This window comes from Rathayibacter sp. AY1A5, assembly GCF_002930875.1.
In the GTDB taxonomy this organism is placed as follows: Bacteria; Actinomycetota; Actinomycetes; order Actinomycetales; family Microbacteriaceae; genus Rathayibacter.
The window spans coordinates 1-16,394 of record NZ_PSTM01000036.1 but is presented as its reverse complement, the minus strand read 5'-3'; the positions used below and the strand labels follow the sequence as shown (position 1 = coordinate 16,394).

The window sequence follows — 16,394 nt, the reverse complement described above, 5'->3', positions numbered from 1 at the left end:
CGCTCGACTCGCTCCACGTGCACCCCGACGCCGAGCTCGCGATCGTGCTGGTCGACGAGGGCGCGATGGAGCAGCTGCACGTGCAGTGGATGGACGAGCCGGGACCGACCGACGTGCTCAGCTTCCCGATGGACGAGCTGCGTCCCGGGACCGAGGACGAGCAGACCCCCGCGGGGCTCCTCGGTGACATAGTGCTCTGCCCGCAGGTCGCGCAGTCCCAGGCCGAGTCGGCCGGCCACTCCGTGCTCGACGAGCTGCAGCTGCTGACCGCCCACGGGCTCCTGCACCTGCTCGGCTTCGATCACGCCGAGCCGGAGGAGGAGCGCGAGATGTTCGGCATCCAGCGCGACATCCTGGTCGGCTTCCACATCAGCGAGCGACGCCGCTAGAGCGCGCAGTGCCCACTCTCCAGCTCCTCATCGCCGCCCTCGCGCTCGTCGCCGTCGGCGGCTGGTTCGCCGCGACCGACGCCGCACTCGGCGTCCTCTCGCGCAGCGACCTGCTCGACATGGCCCAGCACTCCCGCAGCGCCCGCGCTCTCCGCGCGATCGCGGGCGACATGAGCGCCCACGTCAACGTCGTCAACTTCTCGCGGATCGCGGCCGAGACGACGGCCGCGGTGTTCGTCACCACGGTGCTGGTCGTCGAGGTCCCGCAGCTCTGGCTCGCGCTCCTGCTGGCGGTCCTGATCATGGCGGCGGTCTCGTTCGTCCTGGTCGGCTCCAGCCCCCGCAGCGTCGGGCGCGCCAACGCCCGCGCGGTCCTGTCCACCAGCGCCTCGCTCGTGCACGTGCTCCGGCTCGCGCTGGGTCCGGTCGCGCACGGGCTCGTGGCACTCGGCAACCGGGTGACGCCGGGGACCGGGCGCTCGGCGGGGTTCTCCTCCGAGGAGCAGCTGCTCAGCATGGTCGACGAGGCGACCGAGCAGGACGTGCTCGAGCAGGACGACCGCGAGCTGATCCACTCGATCTTCGAGTTCAACGACACCTTCGTCCGCGAGGTGATGGTGCCCCGCACCGACATGGTGACGATCGAGGCGACCTCCTCCGTCGGCGCCGGCATGGGGCTCCTGCTGAGCCGCGGCATCTCCCGGCTCCCCGTCATCGGCGACGGCGTCGACGACGTCCTCGGCGTGCTCTACCTGCGCGACGTGGCCCGGCACACCTACGAGCGGCCGGACGACGACGACACGGTCGCCGATCTCGCGCGCCCCGCGCTGTTCGTGCCCGAGTCGAAGAAGGCCGACGAGCTGCTCCGCCAGATGCAGCTCGAGTCCAACCACCTCGCGATGGTGGTCGACGAGTACGGCGGCATCGCGGGCCTGGTGACGCTGGAGGACCTCATCGAGGAGCTCGTCGGCGACATCTCCGACGAGTACGACCGCGAGGTCGACCTCTTCGAGGAGACGGCGCCCGGGGTCTACCGCGTCTCGGCGCGCCTGCCGGTGGACGAGCTCGGCGAGCTGTTCGAGCTCGACCTCGAGGACGACGACGTCGACTCGGTCGGCGGACTGCTGACCAAGGCCTACGGGCGCCTCCCCGAGCGCGGCGCGACGGCGCGGATCGGCGGAGTGCTGCTCGAGGCCGAGCAGGCGGACCCGCGCCGTGGGACCATCTCCACGGTGATCGTCCGCCGCGATCCCGATCTGGACACCGCCGGCGAGCCCGGCACCGGCCCCGTCGCGATCATCGCGGACGGCGGCACCACCACCCCCAGCCCGAGCACGGCTCCCACCCGCGGAGCCACGGGCGATCAGCACGAGGACGCACGATGACCGACACCACTCCCGCCGCCGCACCCTACCGGGCGGGCTTCGTGTCCTTCGTCGGCCGCCCGAACGTGGGCAAGTCGACGCTCACGAACGCCCTCGTCGGCGAGAAGATCGCCATCACGAGCTCGAAGCCCCAGACCACGCGGCGCGCTATCCGCGGCGTGGTGCACCGCACCGACGGCCAGCTGATCGTCGTCGACACCCCCGGCATCCACCGGCCGCGCACGCTCCTCGGAGAGCGGCTGAACTCGCTCGTCACCTCGACCCTCGGCGACGTCGACGTCATCGGGATGCTGTTCCCCGCGGACGAGCCGATCGGCCCGGGAGACCGCTTCATCAACGAGCAGCTCGACTCCTTCCCGCGCGCTCGGAAGGTCGCGATCGTCTCGAAGGTCGACCTCTCCTCGAAGAAGTCCGTGGCGAAGCAGCTGCTCGCCGTCTCGGAGCTGCGCGAGTGGGACACGATCGTGCCGATCTCGGCCGTGACCGAGGAGCAGCTGGACGTCCTGGCCGTCGAGCTCCTGCGCCTGATGCCGGTCTCGCCCGCCCTCTACCCGGAGGAGGCGGTGACCGACGAGGACCTGTCCTCGCGGATCGCCGAGTTCATCCGCGAGGCCGCTCTCGAGGGCGTCTCGGACGAGCTGCCGCACTCCCTCGCCGTGACGCTCGACGACATGGTCGAGCGCGAGGACGGCTCGCTGATCGACATCTACGCCAACGTCTTCGTGGAGCGCGACAGCCAGAAGGGCATCATCATCGGCAAGGGCGGCCAGCGCCTGCGCGAGGTGGGAGCCGTCTCCCGCGAGCAGATCGAGCGCCTGCTGGGCCGTCGCGTGTTCCTCTCCATCCGGGTGAAGGTCGCCAAGGAGTGGCAGCGCGACCCGAAGCTGCTGGGGCGCCTGGGCTTCTGACGCCGGAGGACGACGGCGGTCACCCTCCAGGACGACGCCCCCGGGCGCGCGGACCCGTAGCGTGGTCCTCATGCGCGCCCTCCTCGACCGACCGGCGGCCCTGCCGATCGCCGGGGCGCTGCTCGCCGCCCTCCACCTGCTGCTCGGGCTCACCGGGGTCACTCCGACCGAGCGGATCGCCGGCGGCCTCGTGCTCGCGCTGGCCCTCGCGTTCGCGGGATTCCTGCCCGCGCTCGCCCCCTCGCTCGTCGCGGTCGGCGCGCTCGCCGACGGAGGCGTCCTGCTCGGCGGCGTCCCCGTCGACGGGGTGCTCGTCGGCCTGGTCGTCCTCTGGCAGACGACCCGCCGGGTGGGCCCCTGGACCCGTGCCCTGGCGCTCGCGGGCGGCCTGATCCTCGCCGGGATCGGCGGCGTCACCGTCGCGCTCGGCCTCTCCGGCCCGCTCGATCCGTCCGGGCTCCCGGCGCGCGTGGAGTTCGTGGTCCTCGCCCTGGTCGCCCTCGCGGTCGCCTCCGTGCTCGGTGCGGCGAAGGTCCTCGTGTACCTCAAGGCGCTGCGGGCGCCGGTCCTCGCGGGCGATCGGATCGACGCGCTGCTGACCCGGGTCGCCGGGCCGCAGGACCCGTTCGCGGTGGGGGTCGCCGGTGGTCAGGCGCTGGTGCTCCTCCTCGTCGCCGGCCTCCCGTTCGCCGGGGTGGACGGCGCGATGCAGCTGCTGGTCGCGGGCGTGCTCGCGGTCGCGCTGGTGCTGCACCGGCGGTCCCCGGTCCTCGCCCTCTCGATCGCCTGGGCCGGTGCCGCCCTCCAGATGAGCGCGAGCCTCGCTCCCGGACCCGCGGATCTGGCCATCCTGGCCGTCCTCTTCGGCGCCGGCGCGTCGGAGTCGCGGCGGGTGCGGATCGCGGGCGCGGTGTCGGCCGTCCTCGGCGCCGTGGTCGCCGTCGTCTACCTCGTCCTGGTCTTCGACCTCGTCGCGAGCGCCTACGACGGCCTGCTGTCGGCCGGCGCCACCTTCGGCGGGATCCTCGCGACGCTCGGCCTCTCCTGGACCATCGGACTGCTCTCCCGCTCGGTCCGCCGGGCGCGGGAGGGCCAGACCCTGCGCGCGCAGGCCGAGCAGGAGCGCGCGCGGGCGCAGCGCGAGCTCGACACCGTGGAGGAGCGCAACCGGATCGCCCGCGACATGCACGACGTCGTCGCCCACTCCCTCGCCGTCGTGATCGCGCAGGCCGACGGCGCGCGCTACCTCGGCGCCACCAGCCCCGAGCAGACCGACGCCGCGCTGCTGACCATCTCCTCCGTCGCCCGGGACGCCCTCGGCGACGTGCGCGTGCTCCTCGCCCAGCTGCGGCACTCGCAGAGCGACGGCCCGCAGCCCGGCGCCCGCGACCTGCCGGCCCTCCTCGACAGCGTGGGCGGAGCCGGAGCCCCCGTCCGCGCCGAGCTCGCCGTCGACCTGGAGGCGGTGCCGCGCGCCGTCGGTCTGGCCCTGTACCGCATCGCCCAGGAGGCGACCACGAACGCTCTCCGCCACGGCCGCCCGGGCTCGCCGCTCGACATCGCCCTGCGCCAGGACGGCGGCGAGCTCGCCCTGACCGTGCGCAACGCCCGGTGCGCCGACGTCGAGCGCGACTCCCTGCCGGGCGAGGGCCACGGCCTGGTCGGCATGCGCGAGCGCGCCGCGCTCGTCGGGGGAGTGCTCGCCGCCGGCCCGGTCGGGGACGACTTCGTCGTCGACGCGCGCCTGCCCTCCTCCCCGTCCCTCGCCCGCACCGCCCTACCCCTCGCCTCCGGAGGCAGCCCCGCATGACCGACACCATCCGCCTCGTCCTCGTCGACGACCAGGCCCTCTTCCGCGCCGGCATCCGCATGCTGCTCGGCTCGCAGCCCGATCTCGAGGTGGTCGGCGAGGCCTCCGACGGAGCGGAGGGCGCGGAGCTGGTCGCGCGGCTGGCCCCCGACGTCGTGCTGATGGACATCCGGATGCCGGGCGTCGACGGGATCGAGTCGACCCGGCGGATCCTCGCGGACGCGCAGGAGCGGCGGGTCCAGCCTCCGCGCATCCTCGTGCTGACGACCTTCGACCTCGACGAGGCGGCCGCGCGCGCCATCCGGGCGGGCGCGAGCGGCTTCCTCCTGAAGGACACGGAGCCCGGCTTCCTCCTCGCCTCCGTCCGCACCGTGCACGCGGGGACCGCCGTGGTCGCCGCCTCCGCGACCCGCGACCTCTTCGAGCACTTCGGGGCGGCGGGCAGCGGACGCGAGACCCCGCCCGCCTTCGCGACCCTCACCGACCGCGAGCGCGAGATCTTCCACCTGGCCGCGCGGGGGATGAGCAACACCGAGATCGCGCGGGCCGAGTTCCTGAGCGAGGCGACGGTGAAGACGCACATCAGCCGCACCCTCGGCAAGCTCGGCCTGCGCGACCGTGTGCAGCTGGTGGTCTACGCCTACGAGAACGGCCTGGTCTCCTAGCGCGGGACGCCGGGGTGACGCGCCGCGGGGGCGGTGCTACCCTGACCGGGTGCGCTTCGGACAGCTCCTCCTTCTCCGCCGCGACGAGATCTGATCCTCAGGCCATCCTCGTCGCGGAGTCCGTCGTCGGCTGAACCATCCCTCGCCCGCGAGGTCGATCCGCATCCGGATCCCCGCGAGACCGCCCGACCGGCACCGCCCACCAGCGGAGCCGCATGCGAGCGGGATCGGTCACGAGCGAGAACAGACACGTGCGCACCACTGCGCCGGGAGAGCACCTCATGCTGAACAACCAGAAGCCGTCGCCCATGCCGATCGGCAAGTACCGTCCCTTCCACGAGCTGATCGCCGTGGACCTGCCCGACCGCACCTGGCCGTCGAAGCGCATCACCGCCGCGCCCCGCTGGTGCGCCGTGGACCTCCGCGACGGCAACCAGGCGCTCATCGACCCGATGAGCCCCGAGCGCAAGCGCATCATGTTCGATCTGCTGGTCCGGATGGGCTACAAGGAGATCGAGGTCGGATTCCCGAGCGCGAGCCAGACCGACTTCGACTTCGTGCGCAGCCTCATCGAGGAGGGCGCGATCCCCGAGGACGTCACCATCCAGGTGCTGACCCAGGCCCGCGACCACCTGATCGAGCGCACCTACGAGTCGATCCGCGGCGCGCGCCAGGCGATCGTGCACCTCTACAACTCCACGAGCGTGCTGCAGCGCGAGGTCGTGTTCCGCAAGGACCGTCAGGGCATCATCGACATCGCGCTGGCCGGCGCCCGCAAGTGCCGCGAGATGGAGTCGACCGTCCCCGGCACGGCCGTCTACTACGAGTACTCGCCCGAGAGCTACACCGGCACCGAGCTCGACTTCGCCCGCGAGATCTGCGACCGGGTCGTCGAGGTCTTCGAGCCGACTCCCGAGCGCAAGGTCATCCTGAACCTGCCCGCCACCGTCGAGATGGCCACCCCGAACGTCTACGCCGACTCGATCGAGTGGATGAGCCGCAACCTCGCGCAGCGCGAGAACATCGTGCTGTCGCTGCACCCCCACAACGACCGCGGCACGGCCGTGGCGGCCGCCGAGCTGGGCTACCTGGCCGGCGCCGACCGGATCGAGGGCTGCCTCTTCGGCAACGGCGAGCGCACCGGCAACGTCGACCTGGTCGCGCTGGGCGTGAACCTGTTCACCCAGGGGATCGACCCGCAGATCGACTTCAGCGACATGGACGGCATCAAGCGCACCGCCGAGTACTGCAACCAGCTGCCCGTGCCCGAGCGCAGCCCCTGGGCGGGCGACCTGGTCTTCACCGCCTTCAGCGGCTCGCACCAGGACGCCATCAAGAAGGGCTTCGAGGCGATGCAGGCCGAGGCCGAGCGGACCGGCCGCAGCGTCGACGAGCTCACCTGGGCCGTGCCCTACCTGCCGGTGGACCCGAAGGACCTGGGCCGCTCCTACGAGGCGGTCATCCGCGTCAACTCGCAGTCCGGCAAGGGCGGAGTCGCGTACCTGCTGAAGACGGACCACGCGCTCGACCTGCCGCGCCGGCTGCAGATCGAGTTCTCGGGCGTCGTGCAGGCCAAGACCGACGCCGAGGGCGGCGAGGTCACGAGCGAGCAGATCTGGACGGTGTTCCAGGACGAGTACCTGCCCGCGCCCGCCGAGCGCGCCGACGAGAAGTGGGGCCGCTTCGAGCTGCTGCGCACGAACACGTCGAGCGATCTGGGCGGCAGCATCGCGCTGGACGCGGTCCTCCGGGTGGGCGACGAGCGCGTCTCGGCCAGCTCGCGGGGCAACGGCCCGATCAACGCCTTCGAGGCCGTGCTGGAGCAGCAGGGCGTCGAGGTCCGGGTCCTCGACTACGTCGAGCACGCGCTCAGCGCCGGCGGCGACGCGCTGGCCGCCTCGTACGTCGAGTGCACGGTGAACGGCCGCACCCTGTGGGGCGTGGGCGTGGACGCCGACATCTCGACCGCCTCCCTCAAGGCCATCGTCTCTGCCGTCAACCGCGCCCTGCGCGAGGAGGTCCCGGTCCGCGAGCTGGCCGGCGCCTCTGCCTGATCGCACCCGATCCCCGCCGGGGGAGCCGTGATGAGTCGCGGCTCCCCCGGCGTTCCCGTGCGCGGACCGCGGGACTCCGCTCCCTGCGTCCGGGTCGGCCGCCGCTAGGTCCGGCGGCGCCAGCGCAGGCGCGGCACCCCGTTGAGCGCGCGCTGCTCGGGCAGGCTCCAGCCGTAGCGGACCGCGAGCAGGCGGATGACCGTGGTCACGCCCACCGCGAGCGGCGCGGCGAAGTCGATCGTCACTCCGAAGCGCAGCGCGAGGACCAGGACGCCCGTGCCCACCGAGGCGGCGACCGCGTAGAGCGAGCCGACGTGCATCAGCGCGATCGGCCGGTTCAGCAGGATGTCGCGGACGACGGATCCGCCGACGGCCGAGACAGTGCCGACGAACACGGCCGGCACCTCCGGCACGCCGAGCGACAGGGCCTTCGTGGTGCCGATCGCGCCGAAGAGTCCGAGGGTCAGCGCGTCGAGGGCGGTGATCGTCCCGTCGACCCGGTTCAGCAGGTGCTGGAGCAGCATCCCGAGCAGGGAGGCGGTCACCGCGACGATCAGGTACGCGTCGGTGTGCAGGGCCACCAGGGGCGTCTGGAGCAGCAGATCGCGGAGCACGCCGCCGCCGAGGCCGGTGGCCGTGCCGATGATCGTGACGCCGAGCAGGTCGATCCGGCGGTCGCGGAACTCGCCCGCGAACATCGCGCCCTGGAGGCAGCCGATGGCGATCGCGAGCAGGTCGGCCCAGGCCGGGATCTCGAAGAGGGAGGCTGCCACCCGGACATCGTTCCACGGCGCGGGCCCTGCTCCGGCCGGGCTGCCAGCCGGGTGTCGGAGGTCGGGGGGATAATCGGAGGATGCCCACCTATCGCGACGAAGCCGTGGTGCTCCGCACGCACAAGCTGGGCGAGGCCGACCGCATCGTGACGCTGCTCTCGCGCAGCCACGGCAAGATCCGCGCGGTGGCGAAGGGCGTGCGCAAGACCGGCTCCAAGTTCGGCTCGCGGCTCGAGCCGTTCATGGTCGCCGACCTCCAGCTCTACGAAGGCCGGAGCCTCGACATCGTCACGCAGGCCGAGTCGCTCGGCGCCTACGGTGCGCTGATCGCCGCCGACTACGACAGCTACACGGCGGCGAGCGCGATGGTCGAGACGGCGGACCGCCTCACTGACGCGGACGCCTCCCTGCAGCAGTACCTGCTGCTCGTCGGGGCCCTGCGCTCGCTCTCGAAGCACGAGCACGAGCCGGTGCTGACGCTCGACTCCTACCTCCTGCGGGCGCTCTCGATCGCGGGCTGGGCGCCCAGCTTCGAGGACTGCGCGCGCTGCGGCGCTCCCGGGCCCCACGGCGCGATCGTGGTGCAGCTCGGAGGCGTCGTCTGCGCCGACTGCACGCCGCCCGGCGCACCGCGGGTCGCTCCGGAGGTCGTGGTCCTGCTGGGCGCACTGCTCACGGGAGACTGGGCCCACGCCGAGACCACCGAGCCGACCACGCGGTCGCGGGCGAGCGGAGTGGTCGCCGCCTACACGCAGTTCCACCTCGAACGCGGTCTGAGATCCCTGGAGCACGTCACCCGATGAAGCCCTTCACCCACAAGGACGCCGAGCCGTACCGCCCCCTCGACTGGACCGGGATCCATCCGCCCGCGATCCCGCGGAAGGCCGTTCCCGGGCACGTCGCCATCGTGATGGACGGCAACGGCCGCTGGGCGAACTCCCGCGGCCTGACTCGGATCGAGGGGCACAAGCGCGGCGAGACGGCGCTGCTGGACGTCGTGGCCGGAGCGATCCAGATCGGCGTGAAGCACCTCAGCGTCTACGCGTTCTCGACCGAGAACTGGAAGCGCTCGCCCGAGGAGGTGCGCTTCCTGATGGGCTTCAACCGCGACGTGCTGCACCGCCGCCGCGATCAGCTCAACGAGTGGGGCGTGCGCATCCGCTGGGCCGGCCGGAAGCCGCGCCTGTGGGCGTCGGTGATCAACGAGCTGCAGTTCGCCGAGCGGATGACCGCGGACAACGACGTGCTCACCCTCACCATGTGCGTCAACTACGGCGGGCGCACCGAGATCGCCGACGCGGTGCAGCGGCTCGCCGCCGAGGTCCAGGCAGGGCGGCTCAAGCCCTCCGGCATCTCCGAGAAGACGATCGCCCGGGCGCTCTACGTGCCCGAGATGCCGGACGTCGACCTCTTCGTGCGCTCCTCCGGCGAGCAGCGCACCAGCAACTTCCTGCTCTGGCAGAGCGCCTACGCCGAGATGGTGTTCCTCGACCGGCTCTGGCCGGACTTCACGCGGACCGACCTCTGGGACGCGATCGAGCACTACTCCGGCCGCTCCCGCCGCTTCGGCGGCGCGGTCGACGTGCCGGGGGCCTCCTCGTGATCCGGGCCGGGATCGTCGGCTTCGGGCTCGCCGGCAGCGTCTTCCACGGTCCGTTCCTCGCGGCCGACCCGGCGTTCGAGGTCGTCGCCGTCTCCACCCGCGACGCCGGTCGGAGGGCCGCGGCCTCCGCCGCGCATCCCGAGGCCCGGATCGTGCCCGACCTCGACGCGGTGCTCGCCGAGCGGCCGGAGCTGGTCGTGCTCGCCTCGCCGCCGTCGGTGCACCGGGAGCAGGCCGTCCGAGTGCTCGAGGCCGGAGTCGCCGTCGTGATCGACAAGCCCTTCGCACCGAGCACGGCCGACGCGGACGCGATCATCGCCGCCTCCGAGCGGAGCGGTGCGCCCGTCTTCGTCTTCCAGAACCGGCGCTGGGACGCCGATCTGCTCACCCTCCGCCGCCTCCTGGGCGAAGGGGTCCTCGGCGAGGTCCTCCGCTTCGAGTCGACCTTCGAGCGCTGGAGCGCGCCGAAGACGGGCCGGTGGCAGAGCGAGACGGGTCCGGCCGAGGGTGGCGGGATCCTCTTCGATCTCGGCAGCCACCTGGTCGACCAGGCGCTGCTGCTGTTCGGCCCGGCGGTCGTCACGGCGGCCGAGACCCGGACCGTCCACGAGGGCTCCGCGAGCGAGGACGACGCGTTCGTCTCGCTCCTGCATCACAGCGGCGTCCGCTCCCACCTCACCATGAGCCGCGTCGCCCGGGCGACCGGCCCCCGCTTCCGCGTGCTCGGCACCCGCGCCGCCTTCAGCGTCGACGGTCTCGATCCGCAGGAGACCGCGCTCCGCACCGGCGGCGCCCGACCGGACGACGACGGCTTCGGCGAGGTCGCGCCGGAGGGATGGGGCGTCCTCGTCGACGACTCCGGCGCACACCCCGTGCCGAGTGAGCGGGGACGATACGCCGCGTTCCTCGAGCAGGTCGCGCTGTCCCTCCAGGACGGCGCTCCCTCGCCGGTCGACGTCCGCGAGGCCCGCGAGGTCGTCGCCGTGCTCGAGCAGGCGCACGCCCTCGCCGCCCGCTGACCGGGCCCGCCGCCGGCGCGCCCGGTCGCTCCCCGGTCTTGGCGATCCGGCTCCGGAGCGTCATCCTCGAGAGGTGAGCACCGCACTGCCGAACTCCGCCGACCTGCGCGCGCGCTTCGCCGGTGCCCGCGGCTACCACAACGCCTGCACCCTCGGCCTGCCGCCGCGGCAGACCGTCGAGGCGCTGCGGGCGGACCTCGACGGCTGGTCGTCCGGGGAGATCACGGCCGCCGCCTACGGCGCTGTCGCCGAGCGCGCGCGTGCCTCGTTCGCCGCGATCGCCGGCGTCCCGGTCGACCGTGTCGCGATCGGCTCGCAGACCTCCGCCATGGCCGCCGTGCTCGCCGCCTCGCTGCCCGACGGGGCCCGCGTGCTCTGCGTGGACGGCGACTTCTCCTCCATCGTGTTCCCCTTCCTCGCCCAGGCGCACCGCGGAGTGACCGTGCGCTCCGTCGCGCTCGAGGCGCTGTCCGACTCCGTCGAGGACGGGGACGACCTCGTCGTCTTCTCCGCCGTGCAGTCCAGCAGCGGAGCGCTCGCCGATCTCGACGCCGTCCTCGAGGCGGCCGCGCGCCACCGAGTGCGGACCGCGTGCGACCTGACGCAGGCGGCCGGCGTCCTGCCGGTCGACGCCTCCCGCTTCGACGCGACCCTCACCCACGCCTACAAATGGCTGTGCTCGCCGCGCGGAGTGGCGTTCCTCACCGTCTCGCCCGCCTACGCGGCCGAGCTCGTCCCCGTGCAGGCGGGCTGGTACTCGGGGGAGGACGTGTGGTCGTCCTGCTACGGACCGGCCATGCACCTGGCCGAGAACGCCCGCCGCTTCGACGTCTCGCCGGCCTGGCAGGCGTTCGCCGGCGCCGAGGCGTCGCTCGCTCTGTTCCGCTCGCTCGACCTCGACGCGGTCTGGGCGCACGCCTCCGGCCTCGGCGACCTGCTGTGCGAGCGGCTTGACCGGGAGCCTCAGCACCGGGCGCTCGTGTCCTGGCCGGACGAGGGGGGAGCGGACCTGGAGCTGCTGCAGGCCGCGGGTCTGCGCGTCTCGGGCCGCGGCGGCCGGCTCCGCATCGCCTTCCACCTCTGGAACGACGAGTCCGACGTGGACGAGCTCGTCCGCGTGCTGCGGGAATAACGGGGCGCCCCCTCCGTTGTCCTGGGGGTGAGTGCTGAGCCGAGCCCCCTGTCCGTCGACGTCTGGTCCGACATCGCCTGCCCCTGGTGCTACATCGGGAAGCGCCGGTTCGAGCGCGGGCTCGAGGCCTTCCGCGCCGCGCACCCCGAGGCTCCGGAGGTCGTCGTGGAGTACCGCAGCTTCGAGCTCTCGCCGGACACGCCGGAGGACTACCGCGGGGGAGAGGCGGCGTTCCTCGCCGAGCACAAGGGCATCCCGGAGGCGCAGGCGCAGCAGATGCTCGACTCCGTCACGGCGATCGCGGCGAGTGTCGGCCTCGACTACCACTTCGAGTCGGTGCGCCACGTCAAGACGGTCACCGCCCACCAGGCGCTCCACCACGCCAAGGAGAACGGACTGCAGCTCGAGCTCGTCGAGCGTCTCCTGAGCGCGTACTTCGTCGAGGGCCGCGACCTGGCCGATCCGGAAGTGCTCGCCTCGCTCGCCGGCGAGGTCGGGCTCGACCCGGCGGAGACGCGCCGCGCTCTCGAGGACCGGCGCTACCTCGGGCGGGTGCAGTCCGACATCGCCCAGGCCCGCGAGTACGGGATCTCGGGGGTGCCGTTCTTCGTCCTCGACGGGCGCTTCGGCGTCTCCGGCGCCCAGTTGCCGGCGGCGTTCACCGAGGTCCTCGAGCACGTGCTGGAGCAGCGGGCGGCCGTCGCGTGAGCGGGCCGTTCGAGATGCTGGGCGACTCCGGCGGGCCGTTCGAGATGCTGGGCGACTCCGGCGGGCCGTTCGAGATGCTGGGCGACTCCGGCGGGCCGCTGTGCGAGGACGGCGTCTGCGCCGTGCCGCAGGCCGCTGAAGCGCAGGCCGAGGTGCCGCCGATCAGCGCGGAGGCTCCTCCACGGTGATGTCGGCGACGGTCGCGCCGTAGGCGGCCACGAGGGCGTCCGCGTCGACGAAGGCGCTGCGCCCGTCGGCGCCGGCTCCCATCGCGACGCGGCGGCCGAGGATCCGCTCGTCGGCGTAGACCGGCCAGGCCGTCGTGGACCCGATCGGGGTGATGGTGCCGCGCCGGTAGCCGGTCGCCTCGAGGGCGGCCGTCTCGTCCGGGAGGCGGAGCTTGTTCACTCCGACCACCGCGCGCAGCTTCGGCCACGCGATCTGCCGCCCGCCGGGGACCAGGGCGAACAGGTAGCCGCCGTCGTGGCGCTTCACCACGAGCGACTTCACGATGTCGCCGGGCTCGATGCCGAGCAGCGCGGCCGCCTCGTGCAGGCTGCCGGCAGCGGGCCTCTCCACGATCTCGACCGCCAGGCCGCGGGCGGACGCGTCCGCCTCCAGCCGCTGCGAACCGTCCTCCACAGGGGTGCTCCCGTTCATCTCTCCACCTCTCCGCTCGTCACTCCGCCTTCCCCAACACAGGATCTGGGAGAATCGATACCGATGTCCTCCACTCTCACGGCCGCCCCGCCCGCGCGCACCGCGCCGGCGCTCCGGATCGGCCCCCTCGAACTCGACGCGCCGGTGGTGCTCGCCCCCATGGCGGGGATCACCAACACGGCGTTCCGCCGCCTCTGCCGCGAGTTCGGCAACGGCCTCTACGTGAGCGAGATGATCACCTCCCGCGCGCTCGTCGAGCGCACGCCGGAATCGATGCGCCTCATCCGCCACCACCCCAGCGAGTCGGTGCGCTCGATCCAGCTCTACGGAGTGGACCCGGTCACGGTCGCCGAAGCGGTCACCATGCTCGTCGCCGAGGACCGGGCCGACCACATCGACCTCAACTTCGGCTGCCCCGTGCCCAAGGTCACCCGGAAGGGCGGGGGAGCGGCCCTGCCGTGGAAGCTCCCGCTGTTCCGGCAGATCGTCGAGGGCGCCGTGAAGGCCGCCGGCGACGTCCCGCTCACCGTCAAGATGCGCAAGGGCATCGACCCGGACCACCTCACCTACCTCGAGGCCGCCCGTGCCGCCGAGGGCGCCGGAGTCGCGTCGATCGCGCTGCACGCGCGCACCGCCTCCGAGTTCTACAGCGGGCACGCCGACTGGTCGGCGATCGCCACGCTCAAGGAGACGGTCACGAGCGTGCCCGTGCTGGGCAACGGCGACATCTGGTCGGCCGAGGACGCGCTGCGGATGATGGCCGAGACGGGCTGCGACGGAGTCGTCGTGGGTCGCGGCTGCCTCGGGCGCCCCTGGCTCTTCGGCGACCTCGCCGCCGCGTTCGCCGGCTCCGACGAGCGGTTCCGCCCCTCGCTCGGGCAGGTCGCCGAGGCGTTCCGACGCCACGCGGAGCTGCTCGTCGATTTCTTCGAGAGCGAGGAGCGCGGCTGCCGCGACATCCGCAAGCACGTCGCCTGGTACTTCAAGGGCTACGCCGTCGGCGGCGACCTCCGCGCCCGCCTGGCCACGGTCGAGTCGCTCGCGCAGCTCGACGAGCTCCTGGCGACGCTCGACTGGACGCAGCCCTACCCGGGCGAGGCGGCCGAGGGGCAGCGGGGCCGCGCCGGCTCGCCCAAGGTCCCCTCCCTCCCGGACCGCTGGCTCGAGTCCCGCGAGCTCGACGCCGGGCAGCGCGACGCGGTCTCGGCCGCCGAGATCCACAACAGCGGTGGATGACCGCGCGCTCTGGGGGTACTCGCTCGTCGACACCGAGCGATTCCTGCCGGAGGACCACTCGACCCGCCGCTCCGACTTCGCCCGCGACCGCGCCCGGCTCTTCCACTCCAGCGCGCTCCGCCGCCTGGCCGCGAAGACCCAGGTGCTCAGCCCCACGGCGGGCGTCGACTTCGCGCGCAACCGCCTGACACACTCGCTCGAGGTGGCGCAGATCGGCCGGGAGCTCGCCACGAGCCTCGACCTCGACCCCGACGTCGTCGACACGGCCTGCCTCGCGCACGACATCGGGCATCCGCCGTTCGGGCACAACGGCGAGCGCGCGCTCAACACCTGGGCCGAGGGGATCGGCGGCTTCGAGGGCAACGCGCAGACCTTCCGGCTGCTCACGCGGCTCGAGCCGAAGGTGTTCGGCGACGACGCCCGCCCCTACGGGCTGAACCTCACCCGCGCCAGCATCGACGCGAGCTGCAAGTACCCCTGGCCCGACACGCGCTCGGTCGCCGACCCGTCGGGGCGCGCCAAGTTCGGCTTCTACGCCGACGACGCCCCCGCGTTCGCCTGGATGCGCGAGGGCGCCCCCGAGGGGGTGCGCTGCATCGAGGCCGAGGTGATGGACCTCTCGGACGACATCGCGTACTCCGTGCACGACTTCGAGGACGCGGTGGTCTCCGGCTACATCGACGTCGAAGCACTCGGCTCCCGCGCCGACCACGAGGACCTCGTGCAGTCGATGCACTCCTGGGTCGGCGGGGAGGTCGGACACGACGAGCTCGTCGCCGCCTTCGACCGTCTCGACTCGCTCGACGTGTGGGTCTCCTCCTGGGACGGCTCCCGCCGCGACCAGGCCCGGCTCAAGAACCTCACCAGCCAGCTCATCGGCCGCTTCGCCGCCGCCGCCACCGAGGCCACCCGCGAGGCGTACCAGCACCCCGACCTCGTCCGCTTCGGCGGCCACGTCGTCGTCCCCCGCGAGCAGCAGGCCGAGATCGCCGTGCTCAAGGGGATCGTCGCGACGTTCGTGATGTCGCGGAACACCCGCCAGCCCATCTACGCCCAGCAGCGCGAAGTCCTCACCCGCCTCGCCGACACCCTCCTCGACCGCGGCCCGGGAACCCTCGAGCCCGGCTTCGCCGAGGACTGGCACGCCGCCCCCGACGACGACGCCCGCCGCCGCGTCGTCGTCGACCAGGTCGCCAACCTCACCGACCAGAGCGCCCTCGCCTGGTTCGAGAGGCTGTGCTGATGCGCTGAGCCGGGCGGCGCCCGGCTCAGCTGTGCCGCCGGTCCCTGCCCGGCGTCACCGCGGTCGGCTTGTCGAGGTGGTGCGTTCCAGGGAGCGGGGTGCGTCCGCCTGAGGCGATCCGCTGGGACGCGGATCGGCCGTTCGGCGGTGCTCGATTGCACGCCGGTCCTCGCCCGGCGTGGCGCGGTCGGCTTCTCGGGGTGGTGCGGTTCGTGGAGCGGGGTGCGTCCGCCTAGGGCGATCCGCTGGCACGCGGATCGGCCGTTCGGCGGTGCCGGTGGCACGCCGGTCTCTGCCCGGCTCGGCGCGGTCGGCTTCTCGGGGTGGTGCGTTCGTCGAGCGGGGTGCGTCCGCCTAGGGCGATCCGCTGGCACGCGGATCGGCCGTTCGGCGGTGCCGGTGGCACGCCGGTCCCTGCCCGGCTCGGCGCGGTCGGCTTCTCGGGGTGGTGCGTTCGTGGAGCGGGGTGCGTCCGCCTAGGGCGATCCGCTGGCACGCGGATCGGCCGTTCGGCGGTGCCGGTGGCACGCCGGTCCTCGGCCGGCGTGCCGCGGTCGGCTTGGCGACGTGGTGCGATTCGTGGAGCGGGGTGCGTCCGCCTGGGGCGATCCGCTGGCACGCGGATCGGCCGTTCAGCGGTGCCGGGGCACGCCGGTCACCGCCAGGCGTCACCGCGGTCGGCTTGTCGGGGTGGTGGGTTCCAGGGAGCCGGGTGCGTCGTCTGAGGCGATGTGCTGGTGTGCGGGTCGGCCGGTCGGCTCGCGGGGAGGGCACCGCACCGCGAGGCGCGGGGGGGCGCGGGGCGGTGC

At 73.1% G+C, this 16,394-nt stretch carries 16 protein-coding genes; 14 read left to right on the top strand and 2 right to left on the bottom strand.

Annotation, left to right across the window (positions count from 1 at the left end; genetic code table 11):
- The 6 genes from ybeY to leuA all read left to right on the top strand — a co-directional run.
- A partial coding sequence (gene ybeY / locus C5B98_RS16050) for an rRNA maturation RNase YbeY (RefSeq protein WP_104328096.1) occupies positions 1-389 on the top strand: 389 nt, incomplete at its 5' end.
- Positions 390-397: 8 nt separating this feature from the next.
- The gene (locus C5B98_RS16045; RefSeq protein WP_104223425.1) at positions 398-1,774 is read left to right on the top strand and encodes a hemolysin family protein; all 1,377 of its coding nucleotides are present in this window, start codon (positions 398-400) and stop codon (positions 1,772-1,774) included.
- Positions 1,771-2,682, top strand: coding sequence for a GTPase Era (gene era, locus C5B98_RS16040; protein WP_104223426.1), 912 nt, complete (start codon positions 1,771-1,773; stop codon positions 2,680-2,682). Before C5B98_RS16045 ends, era begins: the two co-directional genes overlap by 4 nt.
- Positions 2,683-2,752: 70 nt before the next feature.
- The gene (locus tag C5B98_RS16035) at positions 2,753-4,492 is read left to right on the top strand and encodes a histidine kinase (RefSeq protein WP_146076988.1); all 1,740 of its coding nucleotides are present in this window, start codon (positions 2,753-2,755) and stop codon (positions 4,490-4,492) included.
- Complete coding sequence (locus C5B98_RS16030; protein ID WP_104328094.1) at positions 4,489-5,157, top strand: response regulator transcription factor; 669 nt, start codon at positions 4,489-4,491, stop codon at positions 5,155-5,157. The genes C5B98_RS16035 and C5B98_RS16030 overlap by 4 nt, the downstream gene beginning before the upstream one ends.
- Before the next feature lie 281 nt (positions 5,158-5,438).
- Positions 5,439-7,211 carry a 2-isopropylmalate synthase gene (gene leuA, locus C5B98_RS16025; RefSeq protein ID WP_104226696.1) on the top strand — a complete coding sequence of 591 codons (1,773 nt, stop codon included), beginning with the start codon at positions 5,439-5,441 and terminating at the stop codon, positions 7,209-7,211.
- A gap of 104 nt (positions 7,212-7,315) precedes the next feature.
- Here leuA and C5B98_RS16020 read toward each other — a convergent pair whose 3' ends face one another.
- The gene (locus tag C5B98_RS16020) at positions 7,316-7,984 is read right to left on the bottom strand and encodes a trimeric intracellular cation channel family protein (RefSeq protein WP_104263010.1); all 669 of its coding nucleotides are present in this window, start codon (positions 7,982-7,984) and stop codon (positions 7,316-7,318) included.
- Between the two features lie 80 nt (positions 7,985-8,064).
- Here C5B98_RS16020 and recO point away from each other — a divergent pair, with 80 nt between their 5' ends.
- The 6 genes from recO (at position 8,065) to C5B98_RS15990 (ending at position 12,634) form a co-directional block, all read left to right on the top strand.
- Positions 8,065-8,787 (top strand): DNA repair protein RecO, encoded by a 723-nt coding sequence (gene recO, locus C5B98_RS16015; protein WP_104234457.1) that lies wholly within the window; start codon positions 8,065-8,067, stop codon positions 8,785-8,787.
- Positions 8,784-9,587 (top strand): isoprenyl transferase, encoded by an 804-nt coding sequence (locus C5B98_RS16010; RefSeq protein ID WP_104238220.1) that lies wholly within the window; start codon positions 8,784-8,786, stop codon positions 9,585-9,587. The genes recO and C5B98_RS16010 overlap by 4 nt, the downstream gene beginning before the upstream one ends.
- On the top strand, positions 9,584-10,606 hold the full coding sequence (locus C5B98_RS16005; protein WP_104315349.1) for a Gfo/Idh/MocA family oxidoreductase: 1,023 nt from the start codon (positions 9,584-9,586) through the stop codon (positions 10,604-10,606). Before C5B98_RS16010 ends, C5B98_RS16005 begins: the two co-directional genes overlap by 4 nt.
- A 73-nt stretch (positions 10,607-10,679) precedes the next feature.
- On the top strand, positions 10,680-11,738 hold the full coding sequence (locus C5B98_RS16000) for an aminotransferase class V-fold PLP-dependent enzyme (protein ID WP_104317838.1): 1,059 nt from the start codon (positions 10,680-10,682) through the stop codon (positions 11,736-11,738).
- Positions 11,739-11,765: 27 nt separating this feature from the next.
- Positions 11,766-12,446: a DsbA family protein gene (locus C5B98_RS15995; RefSeq protein ID WP_104328093.1), complete on the top strand. Its 681-nt coding sequence runs from the start codon at positions 11,766-11,768 to the stop codon at positions 12,444-12,446.
- The gene (locus C5B98_RS15990; RefSeq protein ID WP_104328092.1) at positions 12,443-12,634 is read left to right on the top strand and encodes a hypothetical protein; all 192 of its coding nucleotides are present in this window, start codon (positions 12,443-12,445) and stop codon (positions 12,632-12,634) included. Before C5B98_RS15995 ends, C5B98_RS15990 begins: the two co-directional genes overlap by 4 nt.
- On the opposite strand, the gene C5B98_RS15985 is transcribed toward C5B98_RS15990, so the two are convergent.
- A complete protein-coding gene (locus C5B98_RS15985; protein WP_104223436.1) occupies positions 12,609-13,106 on the bottom strand; it encodes an aminoacyl-tRNA deacylase in 498 nt (165 codons plus the stop codon). The genes C5B98_RS15990 and C5B98_RS15985 overlap by 26 nt on opposite strands.
- Before the next feature lie 63 nt (positions 13,107-13,169).
- Between C5B98_RS15985 and dusB the strand changes: the two genes are divergently transcribed.
- Both dusB and C5B98_RS15975 read left to right on the top strand, forming a co-directional pair.
- A complete protein-coding gene (gene dusB, locus C5B98_RS15980) occupies positions 13,170-14,342 on the top strand; it encodes a tRNA dihydrouridine synthase DusB (protein ID WP_104223437.1) in 1,173 nt (390 codons plus the stop codon).
- The gene (locus C5B98_RS15975; protein WP_104223438.1) at positions 14,335-15,585 is read left to right on the top strand and encodes a deoxyguanosinetriphosphate triphosphohydrolase; all 1,251 of its coding nucleotides are present in this window, start codon (positions 14,335-14,337) and stop codon (positions 15,583-15,585) included. The genes dusB and C5B98_RS15975 overlap by 8 nt, the downstream gene beginning before the upstream one ends.
- Positions 15,586-16,394 lie beyond the last annotated feature (809 nt).

What these genes read in the sequence shown, in the direction of transcription:
- dusB (WP_104223437.1), top strand. Translation starts at nt 13,170, where the DNA reads ATGTCCTCCACTCTCACGGCCGCCCCGCCCGCGCGCACCGCGCCGGCG.
- C5B98_RS16030 (WP_104328094.1), top strand. Translation starts at nt 4,489, where the DNA reads ATGACCGACACCATCCGCCTCGTCCTCGTCGACGACCAGGCCCTCTTC.
- leuA (WP_104226696.1), top strand. Translation starts at nt 5,439, where the DNA reads ATGCTGAACAACCAGAAGCCGTCGCCCATGCCGATCGGCAAGTACCGT.
- recO (WP_104234457.1), top strand. Translation starts at nt 8,065, where the DNA reads ATGCCCACCTATCGCGACGAAGCCGTGGTGCTCCGCACGCACAAGCTG.
- C5B98_RS16010 (WP_104238220.1), top strand. Translation starts at nt 8,784, where the DNA reads ATGAAGCCCTTCACCCACAAGGACGCCGAGCCGTACCGCCCCCTCGAC.
- C5B98_RS16035 (WP_146076988.1), top strand. Translation starts at nt 2,753, where the DNA reads ATGCGCGCCCTCCTCGACCGACCGGCGGCCCTGCCGATCGCCGGGGCG.
- C5B98_RS15985 (WP_104223436.1), bottom strand. Translation starts at nt 13,106, where the DNA reads ATGAACGGGAGCACCCCTGTGGAGGACGGTTCGCAGCGGCTGGAGGCG.
- era (WP_104223426.1), top strand. Translation starts at nt 1,771, where the DNA reads ATGACCGACACCACTCCCGCCGCCGCACCCTACCGGGCGGGCTTCGTG.